The following is a 21013-nucleotide window of genomic DNA, read 5'->3' on the forward strand; positions in this document are numbered from 1 at the left end:
TCACTTTTCCACTCGCTGCACGTCGCGGGGGACTTGACTGACATGGTATATCAACCCAAGATACTATGTCAGTAGCAGATCGTTCCTCAATAGGGGACTCACTCGTGGGAAAGACGGCACCATCTCGGACGACGGGCCTGGGGGCGGACGTGGCTCGTCACCTGCTCGGCAGTCTCTCCTCTCATGCGGTGTTCATGCTCGACAGTGAGGGGACGATAACTGCCTGGCCCGGTCCCGCTGTAGGGCAGTACGGCTACGACGCCGAGACTATCGTCGGCGAGCACGTGAGCGAGCTGTTCGCCGAACGGGGCGAGTCCGATACTGACGACGCGGCAACGATCATCCCTGCGGAGCCAATTGAGGGGTGTCTCGAAGTCGAACGCTGGCACGAGCGGGCCAACGGGACTGTCTTCTGGGGGACGTTGACGATCTCACCACTGGTAGGACCGGACGCCGATGGGTTCGCGGCGATCAGCCAAGACGAGACGGCCACAAAAGAGTACGAGCGGATGCTCGAACGCCAGAACGACCGTCTCAAGGAGTTTACGGACATTCTCGCACACGATCTCCGCAACCCACTGGAGGTCATCGACGGACGCTTACGGCTCTACGCGGAGACGGGCGACGAGGCACACATCGAAACGATCGACGAGACGACCGACCGGATGGCCCGGCTCGTCGACGATCTTCTCCGTGTCGCCCGGCAAGGCGATGTCGTCACGGACCCGGAACCGACCGATCTCGAGGCGGTCGTCGAGACCGCCTGGCAGGTCGTCGAGACCGCCTGGCAGGTCGTCGGGACATCGCCGACGGCGACGCTCGAACATCACGAGATTCCGTCGGTGAGTGCCGACGCCGACCGACTCGTCGAACTCTTCGAGAACCTGTTTCGCAACAGCGTCGAACACGGCCACCAGCGCGTAACGATCCACGTCGGGCCGCTTGAGACGGGGTTGTATGTCGAAGACGACGGACCTGGCATCCCCACGGAGCATCAGGACGAGGTTTTCGAACACGGCTTTACCACGAGTTCCGGCGGCAGCGGCTACGGACTCTCCGTCGTCCGGACGATCGCGAATGCCCACGGCTGGGACATTCGCGCGACGGACGCCGAAAGTCGCGGTGCACGCTTCGAGATTACCGGCATCGACTTTCTAGAGTGATCGACTACCCCCGTCCACAGCTTTCTTTCCCGTCTCAAGGTATCTCCTCGAAGAGCGGCCGACCCTCGCCGATCACCGCGCCCTGGATAGCGGACTGCCGGCGGTCGGTGCCGGCTGCGCCTCAGGCGCGGCCGCCGTGGCACTCACTCCACCCACACGCCGGACAGACCACACAGCCGCCGTCTGGACGGGCGCGCTCGCTCCTACACTCCGGGACGTCACAGCGACCCCTCAACTGCGGTGAGAGACTTTCTTGCCCGTCAATCAGTCACGACGGGCGATCCCGGCTACAGACGCGGCAGTGGTAGCTGACAACCGCTGGGAACGGCGAGCGGTCCTCGATCGGTACTGTTCGTTCGGCCCGACGGACCCGACACGTGACCCCCAGGGTCTGTAGCGTCATCTTTCGCCCCTCCGGTCGAGATCCTTCTCGTCGGGACTGACCTGATCGTAGAGGCTCACCCGATCGCGGGCGAGCAGTCGATCGCCGCGGACGTCTCGGAGTTGCTGGAGACGCCGTCGGTGCGATCCATCCGCGCGCAGGTGTGACACCAGACGTGGTGGGTGGTCGGCTCCCAGGTCGTGTGGCCGTTCGGGCACCTGAAACGCCATCTGTCGGTCCGCTCCTCGATAGTGACCGTCGCAACGGCCTTGCCGTCTGGCATGTCCACTCGGGACTGACGGAGTGGCTACTCACAGATCGAAGCCTGCAGTGGAGTGAAAGTGGACCTGATCTCGAATACAGCATCGCTGCTCGCGAATTTGCTCGCAGCAAAATCATGGGCCAACGCGGATTTGAACCGCGAACCTCCCGGTTATCAGCCGAGCGCTCAACCTGATTGAGCTATTGGCCCAAGTGAGCGCATCAGGGCGTACCGGAGGGGTACCATTAAGCGTTTCTTTTCGCCGGCGCCGTCCCGCGCTCGCTTGGACTCACTCGCGTCGATCGTCGGTCGCGTCGTCGACGTCTTCAGCCGCGCCGATATCGCGCACGCCGTCCGGCCCGGCTCCAGCGGGACCACCTGGGCCGCCGGGACCGCTCGGGCCGGAAGCGCCGCCGATATTGCCGTCTCCCTCGCCCGGAAACCCGCCGACGTAGACCGAGCCGGTCGCGAAGCCGCCAGTCTTGTTGTCGATGTAGGGCGTGACGACCCACTTTTTCAGCGCGACGCGGACGGGGTAGCGCGTCGGTGGGACAACGAAGATGAACCCGAGGACGTCCGTCACGAGCCCCGGCGTGAGCAGGAACGCGCCGGCGACGAGCAAGAGTGCGCCATCGAGTACTTCGTCGGTCGGCGCCTCGCCTTCGACGACTTTCCGCTGGATTTTCCGCAGCGTGTGCCGGCCCTCCGCGCGGACGAGCATGAGTCCGACCAGGCCCGTCAGGACGACCAGCGCAACCGTTTCGAGGACACCGAGGACTCCTGCCACTGCCACGAGCAACAGCATGTCCAGCAGCGGGATCAACAGCAAGACCGCGATGAGCCGGAGCATGCCCGCCCGTACCGTCCCGGGACCCAAACACTTTTCGAGGTATGTCCTACCCTGATCGGGCGCTGGCGGTTCTGATCGACTCTTTCGCCGGGCTTAGGTCCCTCCAGCCACGGACCGTGATGTATGGTTCTTGGCTTCGGAGTCAGAACCCAGGATACGCTACGGGCCGAACTCAGGCAGGGACTCGATCGGGCGCTCGCGCTACAGACGTGGATCGCCGACGCCGAGGACGGCGTGGTCTCGGACGCGTTCGTTCGGCGGCACACACGCTTCGAGTCGGTGACGGCCTTCTGTGAGGCCTGCCCGTGTGCAGAGGACACGATCGGTGGGGTCCAGCGCCTCGCCGACGCCGAACGTGACGCGTTCATCGACCGGACGACCGACTTCGAGACGTGGCCGGCGATGAAAGAGAGTGCGGCCGTCGAGGATCTGGTGACGCTACACAACGTCTAACCTAGTCCCGGGATCGCGGCGAGGGCGTGGTACAGTGCAAAACTGATCACGGCCCCACCGACCATCGAAGCGATCCACGCGCCGACTGTATAGCTCGTCTTCGTGACTGAGACGCCTTCGGAGCTGGTGCCACCGACGAGGCCGGCCCCGACGATGCTAGAGATCATCACCTTGTTGAACGAGATTGGGTACCCCAGGACGATCGCGGCCTGTGCGACGAGGAACGCGGGGACGAACGCAGCGATCGACCGTTTGGGTCCCAGAGAGGCGTACTCCCGAGCGACAGCTTGGATGAGACGTGGCGATCTGACCCACGCACCAAGGAGGATCCCGACTCCGCCGAGTCCGAGCAGGACGATCGACGGGAGCCCAAGCGTCGCCTCGAAGACGGGCTCTAGGGGACCGGTCGCCAGTCCGACCTGCGAGCCACCGCTGGTGAACACGACGACCAGTGCGAGGGCGATCAGCATCCGATTGATCCCGGCGGTCACGTCCGCCTGGAGTTGCCGGTGGGTCACTGCGACTGTGAGGAGGGATAGGGCGAGGGCGACGAGGACGATCCCGTCCACCCCGAACGCCCCCGAGGAGAGTTGGAACTGTCGGGCGAGAACGCCGGCGATCGAGCCCTGGTCGCCCTGTGGAGTCGGGAGAAATGAGAGTCCGACGTTCGCGAGCGCGTAGCCGACGCCGCCGGCCAACAGCGGAATGCTCAGCGTGTCCGCGACTCGATCGTCGACCAACAGCCACGCGAGCCCGTACGCGAGGACACCTTCGACGACTGGGATCGCGAACCAGAAACCCAAGATTCGGGCGTAGGTCCCGGCCGCGAACCCGCCGCCGAGCGCGACCCCGGCACCGACCGCCGCGCCGGTCACCGTGAACGCCGAAGGGATCGGATAGCCCCGCGAGTTCCCAATGGTGATCAGCGTCGCCGCGGTGAGGAGCGTCGCGGTAGCGGCAAGCGGGGTGATCGTCACGCCCGTCACCAGGCCGTGCCCGATCGTCTCCGAGATGCTCCCGCCTTGGGAGATGGCCCCGAGCCCGGCGACGAGACCGACGAGCAACGCGCCACGGAGGGTCGACAGCGCGTTCGCACCGACGGCCGGCGCGATCGGCGCGGAGTTGCTGTTGGCTCCGACGGTGAAAGACATGAAAAGCGACGCGACCAGCGCCACGGCGACGATCCCGATGACAGAGGACATCGATGACTTGCCCGTCCGGTCCGTCTCCGGAGTGGTAAACCGTCCGATCGTGCTCCATCGAGTCGGATTTCGGCCCGGAATCTGAATGGTCTCGCGGCCGTGGCCTGGGTAACGCGACCGACGACCGATCGGTGATTTCGGAGGGGTCGAAGAAGGCCGGGACGACGAACTGCGTTACAGCCCACCTGCGCCGTTGGTCCGCGGATCGGTACTTTCGGGCGAGCCACTGCCGTTGCCGTCGATTTCGGCCTTCAGATCGGCAAAGTGGGCGCGCCGTTCGGCGTGGGCGTTGTGCTGGTGGATCGATTCGTCGTTGGATTGTTCCATCCGGACAACGGCGTCGTCGTCGATTTCGGGGAAGCGCTCGACGACGCCCTCGGCCATCGAGCGGACACAATCCTCGACGAACTTGGCGTCGCTGTGAGCCTCGTAGGTCATGTGGTCCTCGTCCGGTCGCTTCGCGAGGTTGTAGATGCGCGCACTCATCGACTCGCGGGCGACCTCGATGAGAGCCCGGAGGTCGACACCGGGCGAGCCCTCGCATTCGACAGTCAACGTGGCGTGGCCCCGCTGGGAGTGACCGGCCTGTGGCACTTCATCAAGAAAGTCCTCGACGGTTGTCTCGTCGACGCCGAGGTCGGCCAACGTCTCGCGGGCTCGCTGCTCGGACATGCCCTGCGAGCACGGACAGACGGTCATGCCGGTGACGCGAGCCCCGATTTCCTCGCGGGTGCCCTCTTCGGTCGCCGTCGCAGAGGCAACGATGTCGGCGGTACTCTGGGTGGGCTTGTCCGTGGCGGGTGTCTGCCCGTGTGTCACGTACTCGGCTTCCATGCGCACTTCCGCCTTCTCGGTGTAGTCGTGTTTGTCGAGGAGTCGCTCTGCGGCGTCGCCACAGACGTCCTCGACGCGATAGTTCGTGCGATCGACGGCGGCCTCCAGCGTCTCGTCGATGACCTCCATGTTCCGACTCATGTCTGCCCCCTTTCGCCAGGTCGGCAGGTCGACGAACACGTCGAACTCGGCCATCAAAACGATCGGGCGGCGATCCTCACGGTCGATCTGCAATAACTTCTCGACGCCGGTGACACCGACGCGATTCAGCCCTACGGTGACGTCCGGACTGTTTGCCTGTACGTCCGGGAGTTGCTCGCTCATTCGCCTCTGTGTACGGCTGAATTGCGGTTAGGGCTTTCGGAAGGGGTGGCCTTGACCGCCCTCGAAACGGGCCGCGGTGGGCTATCAGGGGACGACCCCGACCGTCAACAGCGTGCCGTGTTCACGGAAGTGTTCGACCATCGCCTCGCGTGTCTCCCAGTCTTCGGTCGGGAACGACTCGGCGGGAGGAATCGTGACTTCTTCGTCGGGAATGCGGTCCTGTTCGGCGACGTGAAACCCGGCTTCCCGGAAGGCCTCGCGGTACTCTCCTCGGGTCCAGCGCGTCATTGGAATGTCGACGTACTCGTCCCATTCGGCAGTATGGGGGTTGTTGGCGACGTAATCGACCGCACAGTAGAAGGTCCCGCCTGGCCGGAGGATGCGACGGAGTTCTTCGAGGGCGGCGACGGGATCGCTCGCGTAGTAGATCGCTTCCATCGAGAAAGCGTGATCGATGCTATCGGCCTCGAAGGGCAGTGACTCGAAGTCACCGACCAGAAAGCCCACGCGAGCGTCGTCGGTGTAGGCCCGGGCGTTGCGGGCCATCTGTGCGGCCCCGTCGAGCCCGTAGGCGCGGCCGGCACCGCCCGCTTCTCGCAGCGCCCGGGCGGCGTAGCCGCTGCCACAACCCAAATCCAGCACGACGTCGCCGTCCGCGACGGGCATGCGTTCGAGCGCGTGCTTGGCGGTGTGCCAGTGGCGCTCTTCCATGCCTTGGTCGCGGCCATCTTCGGCCCACTCGTCGAATGCGTCGCTGACGCTCATAGTTTCCCTCTGGACGGGACGGCCAAAACCGGTTCGTCTCGGTCCGGAAAGATTCAACCGCCTCGCCCGCGGAGGGTGGCTATGGCACTGCGGAACCGCTACCAGTTTGCGGATACTGCCCAGCAGGTTGTGGGTGGCTTCTTGCTGGCGGGGCCGTTCGTCGTCACCGAGGAAGTCTGGATGCTGGCTCGTCAGATGAGCGCCTGGCATGCACTCACGACTGCGCTGCTGGTGGCGGTGATCGGCTACGGCGCGCTCTATCAAGCTGACGACGACCGCGATCCTGGTGCCGAGGCGGAGGTCGCGGGACTCCCGCTCCGATTTCTCTCGTTGATGGCGGTTGCATTCGGCTCGGTCACGTTGTTGGCCCTGTTGTTGAACGCCCCGGCGTCGTTCCTTGGCGACGTCTCGATGGCTCGACACGTCGAAGTGACGCTCAAAGTGGTGAGTGTGGGCGCGATTTTCAGCGTCGTCGGTGCGGCGACGGCCGACAGCGTCTTCTGAGATAACCCGAGCCAGCACGTTTAAGAGCCCGCCAGCCCCGTCTCCGGGCAGAGATGGACTACGCCCTGGCGATCGACGACGCACCGACGACGATCCCGGCCGGGACGGGTATCCTACTGGTCCACCCGAGCACCGCGGAGACAGACCGGATCGACACCGATTTCCTCAAGACCGACACCGAGCAGTTTCTGGTCATCTCGACGCGCACGTCCGCTCGCGAGGTGACCCAGAAACTCGAACACTACGAAGTCGATGAAGACACAGCGACGATTCTCGACGCGCTGTCCGTCGAACGTGGCTACACTCGCCGACAGAGCGACGACGTCCGGTACGTCTCCGCTCCCGAGGACTTAGACGGGATCGTCGCCGAAACCCGCCGCTTTCTCGACGAGACCGATGGCAAACGCCGGATCAGCCTCGATTCGCTCACCGAACTGATCTACTACACTGACGAGCAACGCACGCGGGAGGCAGCCCACCGACTCCTCGCGCTTCTCGAGGAAGAAGACGCTGTCGGGTTGTTCCACCTGGCTGGCGGTGTCCACGACGAGAGCGTCGTCGACGAATTTCGGGCGCTGTTCGATGCCGTCGTCGAACTCGACCGAGATGGGACGGTCAGGACGACGTTTTGAGGCCGCCGGCGTCGACTCTCGCCACCGATCTATGGTGTGTGATGACTTCCCATTGCATATCACCAATAGTTAAGGTTCGGGACAATCACAACGTAAACGTATGCCGGAATGCCAAAACTGCGGTTCATTCGTAACCGCTGCATACGCGCGTGTTTTCACGCCCAACGGTGTGGACCAGCCGCGGGTCTGTCCCCAATGTGAGGACAAGATCCGAGACGGCGCGGACGTGCGAGAGGCACGCTCGACACGACGTGGGTAACCGCCCCACCGCCGGACGCCCGTCCCCGCTTAGGAACAAACCGCTGTAACAATCCCTTCGGCCTCTTTGAATATCCGCCGAGCGCGCTCTTTGCCTCGGGCTTCGGCCGTGATCCGAACCAGCGGCTGTGTGCCACTGGCCCGAATGAGAAACCAGCCGTCACCGAGATCGACGCGGACGCCATCGAGCGTCGTGACGGTTTCGTAGGTGGGCCGAACCCGCTCGCGGACCCGCTCCATCACGGCCGATTTGGCGTCGACTTCGACGCTGTCTCGATGGATCGGGTATTCGTCGATTTCGGCCGCCCGCTCTGTAAGCGGTCGCTCGCTTGCGAGCTCGACCAGCTTCGCGGCTGCGAGTGGCCCGTCGGGACAGAGCGCTTCGTCCGGCCAGATCCAGGCCCCGCTGGGCTCGCCGCCAAAGACGACGTCCGGGTCGCTGGCTCGTTCGGCGACCGAGACGTCACCGACGCGGGTTCGAGCGACGTCGATGTCGTTGCGAGCGAGGTAATCGTCGACCGCCAGACTCGTGTTCAGTGGCGCAGCGATCGTCTCTCCCGGCTGGGCCGTCTCCCGTGCCAGGATCGCCAGCAGCGTGTCGCCGCTGAGGAACTCGCCGTCCTCCGTGGCAGCGCGCATCCGGTCGGCGTCACCGTCGTGGGCGATCCCGACGGCACTGTTTTCACCGGCCAATGCCGCCAACGATTGGCAATGTTCGGCGGTGGGCTCACTCAACCGTCCCGGAAACGACCCGTCGGGCTGGGCGTTCAGTGTCTCGAAATCACAGCCGAGCTCAGAGAGCGCTGTCGCAGTGACGCCGCCTGCGCCGTTGCCCAGGTCCAAAACGACCTCCGGGGGAGTCTCGATATCGGCCGTGTCCAGAATCGCTTCGACGTGTTCGGCCCTCGCGTTGCGTCGTTCGTACTCGCCGATCCCGTCCCAGGCTTGTAGATCCGTCCGGTCTTCGTCGATTCGGCGGGCAATCGTTTCCCGGCGTGGCGCGTCGAACGCCTGGGTCGTCGGCTGCCAGAGCTTGATCCCGTTGTCCGGCGGCGGATTGTGCGAGGCCGTGATCGCGACCCCGGCGTCGGCACCGTCCCACTTGGTCGTCCGGGCGACTGTCGGGGTCGCCGCCTGTCCGAGATCGATCACGTCGGTCCCGGATTCCCGGAGGCCAGCCGACAGTGCCTCAGAAAGAAATTCTCCGCTCTCCCGTGGATCGCGGCCGACGACGACACGATCCGCCTCGACGCCGAGTGCACGACCCACGCGGAGGGCAAGCGCCGCCGTCACGGTCTCGCCGACCGGCCCGCGGATGCCGCTCGTCCCGAACATACGTTTTCCTCGACGACCGGGTACAAAAAATCGTCCGTCGAGATGGTTCTGGGTCGCTGCTGGTCACCGCCACTCGCCGGTGTCGTCTTCCTCGTGGAGTTCGCCTTTCGCCTGCCGTGAGGACGGCCAGAACGCCAGGATGGTGACGGCGGTGTAACAGACGCCCACGGTCCCGAGGACGACCGCCCCCGGAACACCCCCGACTGCCGCCGTTCCGACGACTCCTGTCGGCGGCTCGGCGAAGACGGTCAGTCGGATCAGCCAGGCCGCGAGCAACACGTACAACAGCGGGGCATACACACGCCACAGCCGCCGAGAGATCGCTTCCCTGAGCGGCGTCTTGATCGTCGGTTCTCGCAAGTCGTCACTCAACAATTCCCGCCAGTTGGGCTGTTCTGCCCCCTCCGGATCGAGCGCGTTCGCGAAGACGTTCTCCTCTAACAGGCGGACGCGGGAGCGCCAGATGTCGTAGACTCGGTACCGGCGCGCTTCGATCCCCAGGAAGACGATCATCATTCCCATCCCGACCAGGAGGACGTAGTGGGGCCGGGACTCGCCGGAGAACGCCCACGTAAGCAGCGTTGCCGTCAAGACGACGGCCCAGTTTGTCGTCCGGTCGATGCGCGTCCGCCAGGACGTCGTGCGCCCGAGTTCGCCCCGATACGCGTGGCCCATCAACGAGAGGAAATCAGAGCGTTCGGTTGCGGCCTCACCCGCCACCTCGCGCTCCGCCGGCGATTCCGGGTCGAAATCCTCCGGTGGCACTGCCATGAGCGGCAGTTCGGTCGCGGGACGGGTAAAACCGTGCCCGAGGACGCGCGACTGCTCGTCGATTCGGCGGGTGCCCTCGACGGCGGCTGTGGACGATGGCACTCGAAGCATCCGTGGCCCCAGAAACCGGCGATACAGTGCTGTTGCTATCGAATTTGCGTCAAAAGAATCGGAAGAGGAGACCCCGCGACTTACAGGTCGCGCGGCTGCACGGTCTTCCGGTCGTTCTCCTCGGCACGGCGTGCGGCGTCCTCGAGCAGTTCCTCGACTTCCTCGTCGAGGGCACCGTAGAAGTCCGAGGCGACGTTCATATCATCGAGCGCTTCCTTGACCGCGGCTTTGACGATTAGGTCTGCCATACACCGTTTTCTTTCCAAGGGTCGTTTAAAAACGTTCCCAATTCTATCCGCTCTCGGCGGGGTTGACGGGGGTTTGAGGCGGGACTGAGCCGTCACGTCGATCCGAATGACCTGTCGATCGGCGTTGGCGTCTCGACGCCGACAAACCAACGGGTAAGAGTGGCTTCGGCCCGGAGCAGGTGGCATGCGCGATATCCTCGAAGCGCTCGCAGCGGGCGAGTTGAGTGTCGAGGCCGCCCAGGCCGAGTTGCAGGGATACGCTCGGAACGCGGGCGGTCGATTCGACGCGGCCCGCCAGACCCGGGCCGGCGTCCCCGAAGCGATCCTCGGAGACGGCAAGACGCCAGCTGAAGTCGCCTCGCTCGCGGCGACCGCACTCGAAACCACTGGGCGGGCCATCGCAACCCGCCTCACGCAAGCCCAGACGACGGCCGTCCGTCTGCGACTCGCAGACGAACACCCGGACGCCACGTTGCGCTGGGACGAACGCTCGGCCGTCCTCGTCGCGACGGCTCCCGACTTCGAACGCCCCCGGCTGGAGGCGACTGTTGGCGTCGTGACCGCTGGCACTTCTGATGCCGTTCCGGCCGGCGAGGCCGCCGCGATCGCGGGCGAGATGGGCGCTCGCGTCTACCGCGTCGACGACGTCGGCGTCGCCTCGATCGCTCGCCTCCTCGATAAGCTCGATGCACTCCGGGCCGTCGACGTCCTGATCGTCGCCGCCGGGCGGGAGGGCGCGCTGCCGACGGTGACTGCCGGTCTCGTCGACGTCCCACTCATCGGCCTCCCGGTCTCGACCGGCTACGGTCACGGTGGTGACGGTGAAGCCGCGCTATCCGGGATGTTACAGTCCTGTACCGCACTCTCGGTGGTCAACGTCGACGCCGGATTCACGGCCGGCGCACAGGCTGGACTGATCGCTCGGCGCATCGATGCTGCTGGCGGCAAGCGTGCATAGATTCCCACTGTTCATGTGGGTGTATGACATAGTAGGCGTGTCGGCTGGCGAGGCCGACGGTGCCCAATGCCCGACTGTAATCACTGCGGCGCGCACGTTTCCGAACAGTTCGCTCGCGTCTTCGCGGACGAACGCGGACAGCTACACGCCTGCCCCGACTGCGCTGCCAATGCCGGCATCGCCGAGACGGCGCGGCGACGGGCCGTCAACGCTTGACGGGGCCGTCCCACCATGAGTACGGACGCTCACTTCGTGTACGTCCTCCGCTGTGAGGACGACACGCTGTACACCGGCTACACGACCGATCCAGAACGGCGACTCGCCGAGCACCAGGCCGGCGAGGGAGCGAAATACACGCGCGGCCGAACACCGGTCGAACTCGTTCACCTCGAACGGTTCGAGAGTCGTTCGGCTGCTCAGTCTCGCGAATACGAGATCAAACAACACTCCCGTGACCGCAAAGCGTCCCTGATCGAGGGTGCGAAGCTGGCCCGCAGGAAACTGCCCGACGACGACTGACCGACTGGCCGGACACACAGCCCCGACGCTCACGTGACGTTGAGGTCGTCCCAGAGCTTTCCGAACCGATCGGGCAAGTTCTCAGACCGGTATATCCGGACGTGATACTCGTCGTCTTCGAGTCTGATAACTGTACTTTCGAAGTTGGACTGATAGACGTTGAAGTGGTTCCCGTCTTCGGCGACTTCGGTCCGCTCGGTGACTAACTCGTGTTCTTCGAGGATCTCCAGGCGGCGATAGACTGTCGGTAAGGACAGGTCCAACTCCTCGCTCAGTTGTTTCGCCGACTTGGAATCTTCACTGATGGCGGCCAGTACACGCCTGGCGTGCTGGTCGCCGATCGTATCGAGTACTTCTTCGATCGGGCGCTCGTCGTCCACTGAGTCGAAATTTTCCACCGACACTCAAAAACGTTGTGAGAATCCAATACCGGGCGAGCGATCCGCTCGTGTCTCTTCGCCCTCGCTAACTTGGTCGCGACGGTGTCCACCCACATACCGAACACTTTGTCGCTGTCGACTCGTGCAATCCGCCACAGTCCGGGCACTGCTTTTTGTTGTAGTTTTCGTTCCAGCCGACAGCCTCGGTTTCGTGCCCGCGCTGGGCGAGGAATTCGTCGATGACTTCGTCGGTGCTCGGTGCGGTCGCCATACATGACATGGTATACCACACCAGCATATAGGTTTGTTGGTTGTGGTACGAGTTGCCAACCTAGCGTTTGACTCTCGGCCTCGCCCAACACGCGGGTGAGGTTCCCTCACGCCGGACTGAGAACGGGACACTTTTGCCAGCCACGCGTCGTACGTGACGGTATGTCATCCCGCGAGCTGGGGCCAGTCGATGGCGGGTCGGGGCGGGGCGGGCACCTGGCTGACGTGTTACCTATCGATCGGGCGGCAATCGAATCGCTCAGCTGGACGCTTGGGTCTCGCGTCACTGGTGGCGATGCGACGTGTCTCCTGGAACTGCGTGATCGATCGACCCCGAGTGCGCTCGCCGTCTTCGAAGCGACTGAGTACACGTACGTCGTTCGGTTCCGAACGCCTGTCGGCCGTGAGAAGTTCTTCGGCGTCGCAGCTGTCGATCTGCGTTCGATGCTCGCCGATCTCGTGGCCCAGGATGGGTGGGAACTGGATCGGGGCGGGCTCGACGCTATTTGAGGGTCCGGTTCGCTCTTTCCGAGCGTATTTGAACCAAAGAAAGACTCACTTCGTTCGTCTTTCAGGGTTCAAATCCGCCGGACGCTTCGCAGACGCGGCGCTCGTCAATGAGCGCCAGGAAAACTCAGTGGGTCCGGGCGGATTTGAACCACGAGGACTTCGCTTTGCTCGTCCTCCAGCCCAAATCCTCGGTACCCACACAGCCGGCGCTGGCTCCTCGTTTCACTCGTCGCAGTCGCCGGAAGAAGTGGGTCCGGGCGGATTTGAACCACCGACCTCGGCCTTGTAAAGGCCACGTCATAACCAACCTAGACCACGGACCCGACACCACCACGTTCCCTACCTGTCGAAATAACCCTTACTTTCTCACCCGAACGCTTTCACCCCACCCGTCCATCCACACTGTGTGGACCGAACCCGGCTCGTCAACGTCATCGTCGTCGCCCTGCTACTCGTCGCGGCGGCGATGGTCCTCGCCAGCCCGACTGGCCCGCTTGCCCCATGGCTGTACCCGCTCGATTACGGTGAGGCGACGCTGACGATCCACGACGAGAACAGGACGGCACTTGGCACCGTCGATGTCCGGATCGCCGATACCGAACGCGAGCGCCACATCGGACTCAGCAAGACAGATGCTCTCGAAGCCGGCGCTGGGATGCTGTTCCTTCACCCTGAATCCGGCAGCTACGCCTACGTGATGCGAAACATGTCCTTCCCGATCGACATCCTCTTTATCGACACTGAGGGGCAGATCACGGAGATTCACCACGCTCCAGTCCCGGCAGATCCTCGCAACCCGGACCGACGCTATCGTGGCCACGGTCAGTACGTCCTCGAAGTTCCGTACGGGTGGACCAACGAGACGGGAATCGCCGTCGGTGATCGGGTCGATATTCCCGATTCAGTCCACGACTGAGGCCTTCGACGGGCTTTTTAGCGATAGACTCTTCAAAATCCTCGATGGGTGTCTCCGACCTCGACGACGATGACGTCTTCGAGGACGTCCGCGATCGTGTCGACCGGCCGATGCGGCGGCTGTTTCGATCCTACGGCTGGGAGTACCGCTTCCAGTTTGCCATCGGCTTCGTCAGTAGCGTCGCCGCTCGCATCCTGGATCTTCTGCCGCCACTCCTGCTGACCGTCGCCATCGACTCGATCTTCGGCGACCAGGCCTACAGCCTCTGGCTGGTTCCCGACGCCTGGCTGCCGACTAATCAGGGTCCACAGCTGTGGCTCACCGTCGGTATCATCGGCGCGGCGTTCCTGATCGGCGCTGTCTTCCACTGGACGCGCAACTGGGGCTGGAATTCCTTCTCCCAGCACATCCAGCACGACGTCCGGACTGATACGTACGACAAGATGCAGCGGCTGAACATGAACTTCTTTGCCGACAAACAGACCGGCGAGTTGATGTCGATTCTCTCGAACGACGTCAACCGCCTCGAACGGTTTCTCAACGACGGCATGAACTCCTTTTTCCGCCTGTCGATCATGGTGCTGGGCATCGCCGGCATCCTCTTCTACTGGAACTGGCAGCTCGCGCTGGTGACGCTCGTCGTCGTGCCGCTGATCGCGCTGTTCACTTACAAGTTCGTCCAGATCATCCAGCCACAGTACGCCGAGGTCCGATCGTCGGTCGGACAGCTCAACTCCCGGCTGGAGAACAATCTCGGGGGCATCCAGGTCATCAAAACCGCCAACACCGAGACCTTCGAGTCGGGTCGGGTCGACGATGTTTCTGCGGACTACTTCGACGCAAACTGGGAGGCTATCAACACTCGGATCAAGTTCTTCCCTGGCCTGCGACTGCTGTCGGGTGTGGGCTTTGTCGTCACCTTCCTCGTCGGCGGCCTCTGGGTGTTCACGTCCCAGACGACTGGAAGCGGGCCGTGGTTTTTCACGGGCACGCTCTCCGAGGGGGAGTTCGTCGGGTTCATCCTGCTGTCCCAGCGGTTCATCTGGCCGATGGCACAGTTCGGACAGATCATCAACATGTACCAGCGGGCCTACGCCTCCAGTGAGCGCATCTTCGGGTTGATGGACACGCCAAGCCGGATCGTCGAGGATCCCGACGCCGATCCCCTGGACGTGACCGAGGGCCAGGTCGAATTCGAGGACGTCACCTTCGGGTACGACGTGAGCGAGGCGCGAAGCGCCTCGGAAGCGACCGGGGAGGATGACGACCAGGGAGCGTACATCATCGAAGACATCTCCTTCGAGGTCGAAGGCGGCGATACCGTCGCTCTCGTCGGCCCGACCGGGGCTGGCAAGTCCACCGTGATGAAACTCCTCCTCCGGATGTACGACGTCGACGAGGGAGCGATCACGATCGACGGAACGGATCTCCGAGATGCGACGATTCCGAGCCTTCGTCAGGCTCTTGGGTACGTCAGCCAGGAGACGTTCCTCTTCTACGGGACCGTCCGTGAGAACATCGAGTACGGCACCTTCGACGCCGAGAAAGATGCTGTCGTCGAGGCCGCGAAGATGGCCGAAGCCCATCGGTTCATCCAGAATCTGCCAGAGGGCTACGACACAAAGGTCGGCGAGCGCGGCGTGAAGCTCTCGGGTGGTCAACGCCAGCGGATCGCCCTTTCGCGGGCGATCCTCAAGGATCCGGAGATCCTCGTCCTCGACGAGGCGACCTCTGACGTGGACACGGAAACAGAGATGTTGATCCAGCGATCCCTGGACAAACTGACCGCCGATCGGACCACCTTCGCCATCGCGCATCGACTCTCGACGATCAAAGACGCCGACCGGATCGTCGTCATCGAGGACGGCCGGATCGTCGAGCGTGGATCCCACGAGGAGTTGCTCACTGCAGACGGTCTCTATGCGAAACTCTGGGCGGTCCAGGCCGGCGAAATCGACGAACTGCCCCAGGAGTTCATCGAACGGGCGGCCGAACGGCGCTCACACGTCGACGCCGACGACGTGGAAGCCGACGACGACTGACGATGGAGTGTTAACGGATCGTTTTGTCTTCCCGTTCGCAGAAACGTTTTGCCAATCGGACCATCCTCTTGAGCTATGCAACTCACTGACTGTACGTGGACTGACGTCGAATCCGCTGACACCGATCTTGCTGTCCTGCCGGTCGGCAGTACCGAACAGCACGGGCCACACGCACCGCTGGGAACCGACGCACTCGCCGCAGAAGCGGTCGCGGCGGCCGGTGTCGATGCCGTCGATCGCGATGTCGCCGTTGGGCCACCGATCCCCGTCGGTGTGAGCGAAGAACACCGTGCCTTCGCGGGCTCACTCTGGGTTAGCGAAGACACGTTTCGCGCGTACGTCCGCGAGACGATCGAGAGCCTCACCCACCACGGCTTCGATCGAATCGTGGTCGTCAACGGCCACGGCGGCAACGTCCCGGCGCTCCGGGAAGTCTGTGCGCATATTTCCCGGGACGGCGACGCGTATGCCGTCCCGTTTACGTGGTTCGAGGCGGTCGATCCCGCAGACGTCGAGATGGGCCACGCTGGCCCGCTCGAAACTGCCCTACTCGAACACGTCGCCCCCGAGTCAATCGACACTGAAGCGAAAGCGACGGCCGGCAAGAATGCCGCCGACCGCTGGGGCGAGTGGGAGGGCAGTGTCAATCTCGCCTACGATACGAACGAATTCAGTGACAATGGGGTCGTCGGCGATCCCGCCGACGGGAGCGCCAAGCTGGGCGAACGACTGCTCGCCGAAGCGACTGACGCGCTGGCGGCGCTGCTCGAACGGGTCGCCGAGCGGTCACGGGACTGAGACGGGACGGTTACTCCTCGTCCTCGGTGGCGGCCGCTCCAGCGGACTCGAGTGCGCTTTTCAGTTCCGGGATCGTACTCGTCAACTCGCCGATCTGCTCGCGTGCCTCGGTCAAGTCGTCGACAATCTCTGTTAGTGCTTCGAGTTCGGCTTCGAGATCCTCAGCATCCTCGAAGGCGTCGGCGCGCTTGCCCATCGTGTACCACTTCTTTGCGTCTCTGAGGTGTTCCTCGGCGTCGCCGGGATCGACGCCCGAACGCAGGGCGTTGAGGACGCCAAGCGTGTTGTCGGCCTCGACGTCCCAGATGTCAGCCACATCGGGTAACTCATCTCGGGTCGCCGCGAGGTGCTGTTCGACATCCTCGCGCATCTCGCTGGCTGCTTCGCCAAAGAGGTCGTCGTCGTCCAGTGTCGCCTGACTCATGTACTGGGATTCACTCCCACACCTGTTAAAAGGTTGCCCACAACTGAACGTGAATGCACTGCTCGGACGCGATCGCTACGTCGCCGACGGCCGTCGATCACCGAGCACGTCGAACGTCTCGTTGGTGTCACCAAGGACGAGTAACGCGAACTGACGGTGAAACACCTTGATCGGGACGTACACTGCTGCCGCCACGAGCAAGACGACAAGCAGGTACAGCCCCAACAGGACGACCAACAGCACGAGTGCCCCGGCGGTCATCGTCCCGCCCTGGATGGCCCCCAGACCGACGGGAACAGCGACGATCGCGAACGGAATTGCCAGCGCGACAGCAGCGACTCCGATGACGATACTCCCGGCGATCTCCGTGACGACGTGCAGGCCAAAGGCGACCAAAACGTAGGTGCCGTACTGTTTCCACTGTTCGACCAGTGTCGGCCAGAAGCGCCGCCAGGCGTCGACTAACCCACGGTCTTCCTGGAGCATGATCGGCACGACGAATTCCGTCGTGAATCCGTTGGCCAGCGCCACGATGGCACCCACCGCGAGCCCCACTGGGACGAGGACGAACGCGCCGACGAGCAACCGCGAGGCCGAGGGGACGACGAGTTCACCCGACAGGAGAGTTGCGACGACATCGCCAAACAACAGTAGCGTGGCTCCGCCCAGGACCAATAGTGTCGCGAGTCCGAGCACGAGTCGGAAGGCGAACAACCGTAGCCCCTTCCCCGCATAGCGGCGGAGATATTGCCGGACGTGAATCTCGTCGGTCGCGAGCGACTCGACGAAGACGAACTCCATGACCGCGCCGACCGCACCGACGAGGAGCCCGACCACTACGAGGGCGGCGACGAGGCCGAGAACGACGGCCATCGCCGTCGCCGAGAGTTCGGGCAGCGCGACCGATAGCTCGGGGAGTTCCTCGCCGGGAACGGACCCGGCGGTTGCGGGCAGGTTGCTCACACTCGATATTGCCCCGCTTCCGCCGCCTGCTCCGCCGAGCAAGAGGGCAGCGATCACTGCCAGTCGGCCCCACCGCCCCGCCGTGACGGGCGTGAGAAACGACCGTGTCATGTCGACCGCGTCGTCGATCCGTTCGACCGCAGCCAAGGCCATACTGGTCTCTCAACGTCGGTGGGCTTAGCTTTGGGCCACAGCTTCAGGTTCTGAAGCAGTCCGTGATCACTCGACTTCGAGCAGTTCCATCCGTGGATACCCCTCGTCCATCGCCATGCTGGCCGTCGCTTCGATGCCGTCGTACTCGACGACGATCTCGACTTCGGCGAACTCGCCGGTGAACTCCGTGTACCCGACGTCCGGCTCGATTGCGTCCCGAATGGCGTCTCTTTGCATCTCGACGGTCACCTCTCGGCAGTGGGGCTGGTTCTCGATCGCACTTTCGATGGCTGCCGCGAGGTCGGGCGCACTTTCTGGACTAATCGGCGTCCCGGCGAACTGATGGTACAGCGAGCCGAATTTGATCCCGAGTTCGAACGTCGCCTTCTGGGCGTCAGTCGGAGCCATATCGCTTCTGTGCGGGCGACCGTCAAAACGCCTTGGTAGCGGACGACGGCGAGATGGGATGTGGCGGTTAGGAGGGGAAGCTCCCTCTCGCTCTGGATAGACCCAAAGCTCACGACGGAAAGTCGTCCGCTATTGTTGGTGGCCAGTCGACTATTCCCCGGCAAGTCCCGTCATCGGCGATGCGCCGGCGACGATCGCGCCAGTTGAGAGAATCGCGGCCGAAAGCGTCACGAAGTTGCCACTGGGCGAGAAGCCCGCTAGATTCGCCCCCACGTCGACGATAAACACGGTGACGAAGAAACTCAGCACCGCGAACACCAACAGTACCAGGGCCGCGATGACGCTCGCGACCAAGCCTCCGAACGAGTTGAGTATACTCATGTTTTCCTCACGTCATCCCCGCAGGGCAATTGTATAAAACCACACGACGGTCTCGATCTCCCTCGACAGGTGTGCTGGTAGCGTGAACGCGGCGCTTGCCCACTGACGAACCGGATTCGGCGAAGGTTTTTGGTGGCACCACCGTTACCGACTCGCATGCATTCCGACCGGGCCGTCCTCGAAGGCGCGATCGAGCGTGGCGAGCGGGAGGGCGGCAGCGTCGAGTTCAAAGAACGGCTCACGCGGGATCTCCACTCGACCGACGGCCGATTGGAAAGTCTGGCCGCACAACTCCGCCATCGCGTACTCTCTGGTGATGGCGAAGCAACCTACGTCGTCGGTGTCACCGACGAGGGGACTATCGCAGGCATCGACCCCGACGCCTTTTCGGAGTCGATGGACGTGCTCTCTCTGTTGGCCGAAGAGGCCGGCGCCCACATCGCGGACGTCGAGACCTGGGGGGTCGACAGCGCGGGCAACGCGATCCGGGGCCAGACCGGCCAGCGGGGCATCGTCGGGGTCGCGACGATCCGTGAGGGCGCGGTCTTAGAAGACGACGAGCACATCGTCATCGGGACGGCCGGCCACGTCGACCACGGCAAGTCGACGCTCGTCGGCTCGCTCGTCACCGGCCAGCCGGACGACGGCCAGGGCGGGACGCGATCCTTCCTGGATGTCCAGCCCCACGAGGTCGAACGCGGCCTTTCGGCAGACCTCTCGTATGGCGTCTACGGATTCGACGACGACGGCCCGGTCCGGATGGACAACCCGGACCGGAAAACGGATCGTGCCCGTGTCGTCGAGGAGGCCGATCGCCTCGTGAGCTTCGTCGACACTGTCGGCCACGAGCCGTGGCTCCGGACGACCATCCGCGGGCTCGTCGGCCAGAAACTCGACTACGGACTTTTGACTGTCGCCGCGGACGACGGGCCGACGAAGACGACCCGTGAACACCTGGGTATCCTGCTGGCGACCGATCTCCCGACGATCGTCGCGATCACGAAGGCCGATCTGGTCGATGACAAACGCGTCGCTGCGGTCGAACGCGAGGTCGAGGGACTACTGCGGGACGTCGAGAAGACGCCTCTGGTAATCGACCGCCACGGGGTCGAGGCCGCCGTCGAAGAGATTTCCGAGACCGTCGTGCCGGTGGTCCGGACCAGCGCCGTCACGCTGGACGGACTCGACACGCTGGACGAACTCTTCGAGCGCTTGCCAAAGACCGGCGGCGACGAGACCGCCCAGTTCCGGATGTACGTCGACCGCTCTTACAACGTCACCGGCGTCGGTGCGGTCGCCTCGGGGACCATCAACGCCGGGCGCGTCGAGGCCGGTGAGGAACTCCTGCTCGGCCCGATGGCCGACGGCTCGTTCCGGGAGGTCGAGGCCCGGAGTATCGAAATGCACTATCATCGCGTCGAGGAAGCACGGGCCGGCCGCATCGTCGGGATCGCACTGAAAGGTGTCGAACAGCAGGACGTTGAGCGTGGGACGGTGCTCCTCCCACGCGAGGCCGACCCCCAGCCGGTCCGGGAGTTCGAGGCCGAAGTGATGGTGCTCAATCACCCGACGCGGATCGGCGAGGGCTACGAGCCCGTGGTGCATCTGGAGACCATCAGCGAGGCCGCCGCGTTCTACCCCGAGGGCGGGCAACTCCTGCCGGGCGACAGCGGGCGTGCGCGCGTTCGGTTCAAGTTCCGGCCGTATCTCGTCGAGGAAGGCCAGCGGTTCGTCTTCCGGGAAGGGCGCTCGAAGGGCGTCGGGACGGTAACGGACGTGACCGGCGTGGAGTGATACGGGGCCCAGTGACTGCTTGAGATGATGGTCGAATGCGATTGAGTGTGACAAAGCGAGACCGGTTGAATCGACTGCGTTCGCTTTTGATCGTCACGAAACTAGAACCGATGGTATTTTGCCCCCGGTCTTTCACCCTCGCGTATGGTCGTCTTCGCTGACCTTTTCGCCGGCCTGCTGCTCATGTTCGGCGGCGGGGTGTTGATCGCCGGGGCCCGCTCGATCGCGGACGCCACAGAGCAAGTGGACGCGATCGGGAGTACCCATTCGGCCGCCGAGACCGAGGCGGCGGGGTGGAAAGTCGCCCTGTACAGAGTCGTCGCCGCGTTCATCGTACTCCTTGGTCTGGTGCTCTTTCTGGGTAGTCTCTTTCGCTGACTCGTGATCTCGTGCCCGCCGTAAG

The 21013-nt window shown here is 63.9% G+C and carries 27 protein-coding genes and 2 tRNA genes; 13 read left to right on the forward strand and 16 right to left on the reverse strand.

Annotated features, from left to right (window positions below):
- Positions 1 to 89 precede the first annotated feature (89 nt).
- The gene (locus Hrd1104_RS00805; RefSeq protein ID WP_370454838.1) at positions 90 to 1163 is read left to right on the forward strand and encodes an ATP-binding protein; all 1074 of its coding nucleotides are present in this window, start codon (positions 90 to 92) and stop codon (positions 1161 to 1163) included.
- Positions 1164 to 1562: 399 nt separating this feature from the next.
- Here Hrd1104_RS00805 and Hrd1104_RS00810 read toward each other — a convergent pair whose 3' ends face one another.
- The 3 genes from Hrd1104_RS00810 to Hrd1104_RS00820 all read right to left on the reverse strand — a co-directional run bounded on the left by Hrd1104_RS00810 (position 1563) and on the right by Hrd1104_RS00820 (position 2657).
- The gene (locus Hrd1104_RS00810; RefSeq protein ID WP_229770502.1) at positions 1563 to 1775 is read right to left on the reverse strand and encodes a hypothetical protein; all 213 of its coding nucleotides are present in this window, start codon (positions 1773 to 1775) and stop codon (positions 1563 to 1565) included.
- A gap of 168 nt (positions 1776 to 1943) precedes the next feature.
- A tRNA-Ile gene (locus Hrd1104_RS00815) sits at positions 1944 to 2017 on the reverse strand.
- A 79-nt stretch (positions 2018 to 2096) separates the two neighbouring features.
- Positions 2097 to 2657, reverse strand: a complete 561-nt coding sequence (locus tag Hrd1104_RS00820) for an FxsA family protein (RefSeq protein WP_154550964.1) — start codon at positions 2655 to 2657, stop codon at positions 2097 to 2099.
- Positions 2658 to 2780: 123 nt separating this feature from the next.
- Between Hrd1104_RS00820 and Hrd1104_RS00825 the strand changes: the two genes are divergently transcribed.
- Positions 2781 to 3110, forward strand: a complete 330-nt coding sequence (locus tag Hrd1104_RS00825) for a hypothetical protein (RefSeq protein WP_154550965.1) — start codon at positions 2781 to 2783, stop codon at positions 3108 to 3110.
- On the opposite strand, the gene Hrd1104_RS00830 is transcribed toward Hrd1104_RS00825, so the two are convergent.
- The 3 genes from Hrd1104_RS00830 to Hrd1104_RS00840 form a co-directional block, all read right to left on the reverse strand.
- Positions 3107 to 4312 carry an inorganic phosphate transporter gene (locus tag Hrd1104_RS00830; RefSeq protein ID WP_154550966.1) on the reverse strand — a complete coding sequence of 402 codons (1206 nt, stop codon included), beginning with the start codon at positions 4310 to 4312 and terminating at the stop codon, positions 3107 to 3109. The two genes, Hrd1104_RS00825 and Hrd1104_RS00830, sit on opposite strands and share 4 nt — an antisense overlap.
- A 174-nt stretch (positions 4313 to 4486) precedes the next feature.
- On the reverse strand, positions 4487 to 5470 hold the full coding sequence (mptA, locus tag Hrd1104_RS00835; RefSeq protein WP_154550967.1) for a GTP cyclohydrolase MptA: 984 nt from the start codon (positions 5468 to 5470) through the stop codon (positions 4487 to 4489).
- 84 nt (positions 5471 to 5554) lie between these two features.
- Positions 5555 to 6235, reverse strand: a complete 681-nt coding sequence (locus Hrd1104_RS00840) for a class I SAM-dependent methyltransferase (protein WP_154550968.1) — start codon at positions 6233 to 6235, stop codon at positions 5555 to 5557.
- Between the two features lie 81 nt (positions 6236 to 6316).
- On the opposite strand from Hrd1104_RS00840, the gene Hrd1104_RS00845 reads away from it, so the two are divergent.
- Entirely contained in the window at positions 6317 to 6739 is a 423-nt protein-coding gene (locus tag Hrd1104_RS00845; RefSeq protein ID WP_154550969.1) for a DUF2391 family protein, read from the forward strand.
- A gap of 53 nt (positions 6740 to 6792) precedes the next feature.
- Positions 6793 to 7371 (forward strand): hypothetical protein, encoded by a 579-nt coding sequence (locus tag Hrd1104_RS00850; RefSeq protein ID WP_154550970.1) that lies wholly within the window; start codon positions 6793 to 6795, stop codon positions 7369 to 7371.
- A gap of 288 nt (positions 7372 to 7659) precedes the next feature.
- On the opposite strand, the gene glmM is transcribed toward Hrd1104_RS00850, so the two are convergent.
- From glmM to Hrd1104_RS00865, 3 genes are all read right to left on the reverse strand, one after another.
- Positions 7660 to 8964, reverse strand: a complete 1305-nt coding sequence (glmM, locus tag Hrd1104_RS00855) for a phosphoglucosamine mutase (protein ID WP_154550971.1) — start codon at positions 8962 to 8964, stop codon at positions 7660 to 7662.
- 63 nt (positions 8965 to 9027) lie between these two features.
- Positions 9028 to 9735 (reverse strand): DUF2270 domain-containing protein, encoded by a 708-nt coding sequence (locus Hrd1104_RS00860; protein ID WP_154550972.1) that lies wholly within the window; start codon positions 9733 to 9735, stop codon positions 9028 to 9030.
- 191 nt (positions 9736 to 9926) lie between these two features.
- Positions 9927 to 10094: a DUF1931 domain-containing protein gene (locus Hrd1104_RS00865; protein ID WP_135667362.1), complete on the reverse strand. Its 168-nt coding sequence runs from the start codon at positions 10092 to 10094 to the stop codon at positions 9927 to 9929.
- 184 nt (positions 10095 to 10278) lie between these two features.
- Here Hrd1104_RS00865 and larB point away from each other — a divergent pair, with 184 nt between their 5' ends.
- From larB to Hrd1104_RS00875, 3 genes are all read left to right on the forward strand, one after another.
- The gene (gene larB / locus Hrd1104_RS00870) at positions 10279 to 11052 is read left to right on the forward strand and encodes a nickel pincer cofactor biosynthesis protein LarB (protein WP_154550973.1); all 774 of its coding nucleotides are present in this window, start codon (positions 10279 to 10281) and stop codon (positions 11050 to 11052) included.
- 66 nt (positions 11053 to 11118) lie between these two features.
- Positions 11119 to 11268, forward strand: coding sequence for a hypothetical protein (locus Hrd1104_RS12985; RefSeq protein ID WP_195837606.1), 150 nt, complete (start codon positions 11119 to 11121; stop codon positions 11266 to 11268).
- A 15-nt stretch (positions 11269 to 11283) separates the two neighbouring features.
- Positions 11284 to 11571, forward strand: a complete 288-nt coding sequence (locus tag Hrd1104_RS00875; protein ID WP_154550974.1) for a GIY-YIG nuclease family protein — start codon at positions 11284 to 11286, stop codon at positions 11569 to 11571.
- Between the two features lie 29 nt (positions 11572 to 11600).
- Here Hrd1104_RS00875 and Hrd1104_RS00880 read toward each other — a convergent pair whose 3' ends face one another.
- Positions 11601 to 11951: a winged helix-turn-helix domain-containing protein gene (locus Hrd1104_RS00880; RefSeq protein WP_154550975.1), complete on the reverse strand. Its 351-nt coding sequence runs from the start codon at positions 11949 to 11951 to the stop codon at positions 11601 to 11603.
- 85 nt (positions 11952 to 12036) lie between these two features.
- Complete coding sequence (locus tag Hrd1104_RS13210; protein ID WP_154550976.1) at positions 12037 to 12222, reverse strand: HVO_0416 family zinc finger protein; 186 nt, start codon at positions 12220 to 12222, stop codon at positions 12037 to 12039.
- 161 nt (positions 12223 to 12383) lie between these two features.
- Here Hrd1104_RS13210 and Hrd1104_RS00890 point away from each other — a divergent pair, with 161 nt between their 5' ends.
- The gene (locus tag Hrd1104_RS00890) at positions 12384 to 12731 is read left to right on the forward strand and encodes a hypothetical protein (protein ID WP_154550977.1); all 348 of its coding nucleotides are present in this window, start codon (positions 12384 to 12386) and stop codon (positions 12729 to 12731) included.
- Positions 12732 to 12979: 248 nt separating this feature from the next.
- Here Hrd1104_RS00890 and Hrd1104_RS00895 read toward each other — a convergent pair.
- Positions 12980 to 13054, reverse strand: a tRNA-Val gene (locus tag Hrd1104_RS00895).
- 83 nt (positions 13055 to 13137) lie between these two features.
- Between Hrd1104_RS00895 and Hrd1104_RS00900 the strand changes: the two genes are divergently transcribed.
- The 3 genes from Hrd1104_RS00900 (at position 13138) to Hrd1104_RS00910 (ending at position 16487) form a co-directional block, all read left to right on the forward strand.
- On the forward strand, positions 13138 to 13647 hold the full coding sequence (locus tag Hrd1104_RS00900; RefSeq protein WP_229770503.1) for a DUF192 domain-containing protein: 510 nt from the start codon (positions 13138 to 13140) through the stop codon (positions 13645 to 13647).
- Between the two features lie 44 nt (positions 13648 to 13691).
- The gene (locus Hrd1104_RS00905; RefSeq protein WP_154550978.1) at positions 13692 to 15689 is read left to right on the forward strand and encodes an ABC transporter ATP-binding protein; all 1998 of its coding nucleotides are present in this window, start codon (positions 13692 to 13694) and stop codon (positions 15687 to 15689) included.
- Positions 15690 to 15764: 75 nt separating this feature from the next.
- Positions 15765 to 16487 (forward strand): creatininase family protein, encoded by a 723-nt coding sequence (locus Hrd1104_RS00910; protein ID WP_154550979.1) that lies wholly within the window; start codon positions 15765 to 15767, stop codon positions 16485 to 16487.
- A 10-nt stretch (positions 16488 to 16497) separates the two neighbouring features.
- On the opposite strand, the gene Hrd1104_RS00915 is transcribed toward Hrd1104_RS00910, so the two are convergent.
- The 4 genes from Hrd1104_RS00915 to Hrd1104_RS00930 all read right to left on the reverse strand — a co-directional run bounded on the left by Hrd1104_RS00915 (position 16498) and on the right by Hrd1104_RS00930 (position 18816).
- Positions 16498 to 16911 carry a DUF5790 family protein gene (locus Hrd1104_RS00915; RefSeq protein WP_154550980.1) on the reverse strand — a complete coding sequence of 138 codons (414 nt, stop codon included), beginning with the start codon at positions 16909 to 16911 and terminating at the stop codon, positions 16498 to 16500.
- Between the two features lie 75 nt (positions 16912 to 16986).
- Positions 16987 to 18027 carry a hypothetical protein gene (locus Hrd1104_RS00920; protein ID WP_154550981.1) on the reverse strand — a complete coding sequence of 347 codons (1041 nt, stop codon included), beginning with the start codon at positions 18025 to 18027 and terminating at the stop codon, positions 16987 to 16989.
- 66 nt (positions 18028 to 18093) lie between these two features.
- Positions 18094 to 18435, reverse strand: a complete 342-nt coding sequence (locus Hrd1104_RS00925; protein ID WP_154550982.1) for a dihydroneopterin aldolase family protein — start codon at positions 18433 to 18435, stop codon at positions 18094 to 18096.
- Between the two features lie 150 nt (positions 18436 to 18585).
- Positions 18586 to 18816, reverse strand: a complete 231-nt coding sequence (locus tag Hrd1104_RS00930; protein ID WP_154550983.1) for a hypothetical protein — start codon at positions 18814 to 18816, stop codon at positions 18586 to 18588.
- 156 nt (positions 18817 to 18972) lie between these two features.
- Between Hrd1104_RS00930 and Hrd1104_RS00935 the strand changes: the two genes are divergently transcribed.
- On the forward strand, positions 18973 to 20610 hold the full coding sequence (locus Hrd1104_RS00935; RefSeq protein WP_154550984.1) for a GTPBP1 family GTP-binding protein: 1638 nt from the start codon (positions 18973 to 18975) through the stop codon (positions 20608 to 20610).
- Positions 20611 to 20754: 144 nt separating this feature from the next.
- Positions 20755 to 20988, forward strand: coding sequence for a hypothetical protein (locus Hrd1104_RS00940; RefSeq protein WP_154550985.1), 234 nt, complete (start codon positions 20755 to 20757; stop codon positions 20986 to 20988).
- Positions 20989 to 21013: the final 25 nt, after the last annotated feature.

Origin of the sequence: Halorhabdus sp. CBA1104 (genome assembly GCF_009690625.1) — an archaeon.
Taxonomy (GTDB): domain Archaea; phylum Halobacteriota; class Halobacteria; order Halobacteriales; family Haloarculaceae; genus Halorhabdus.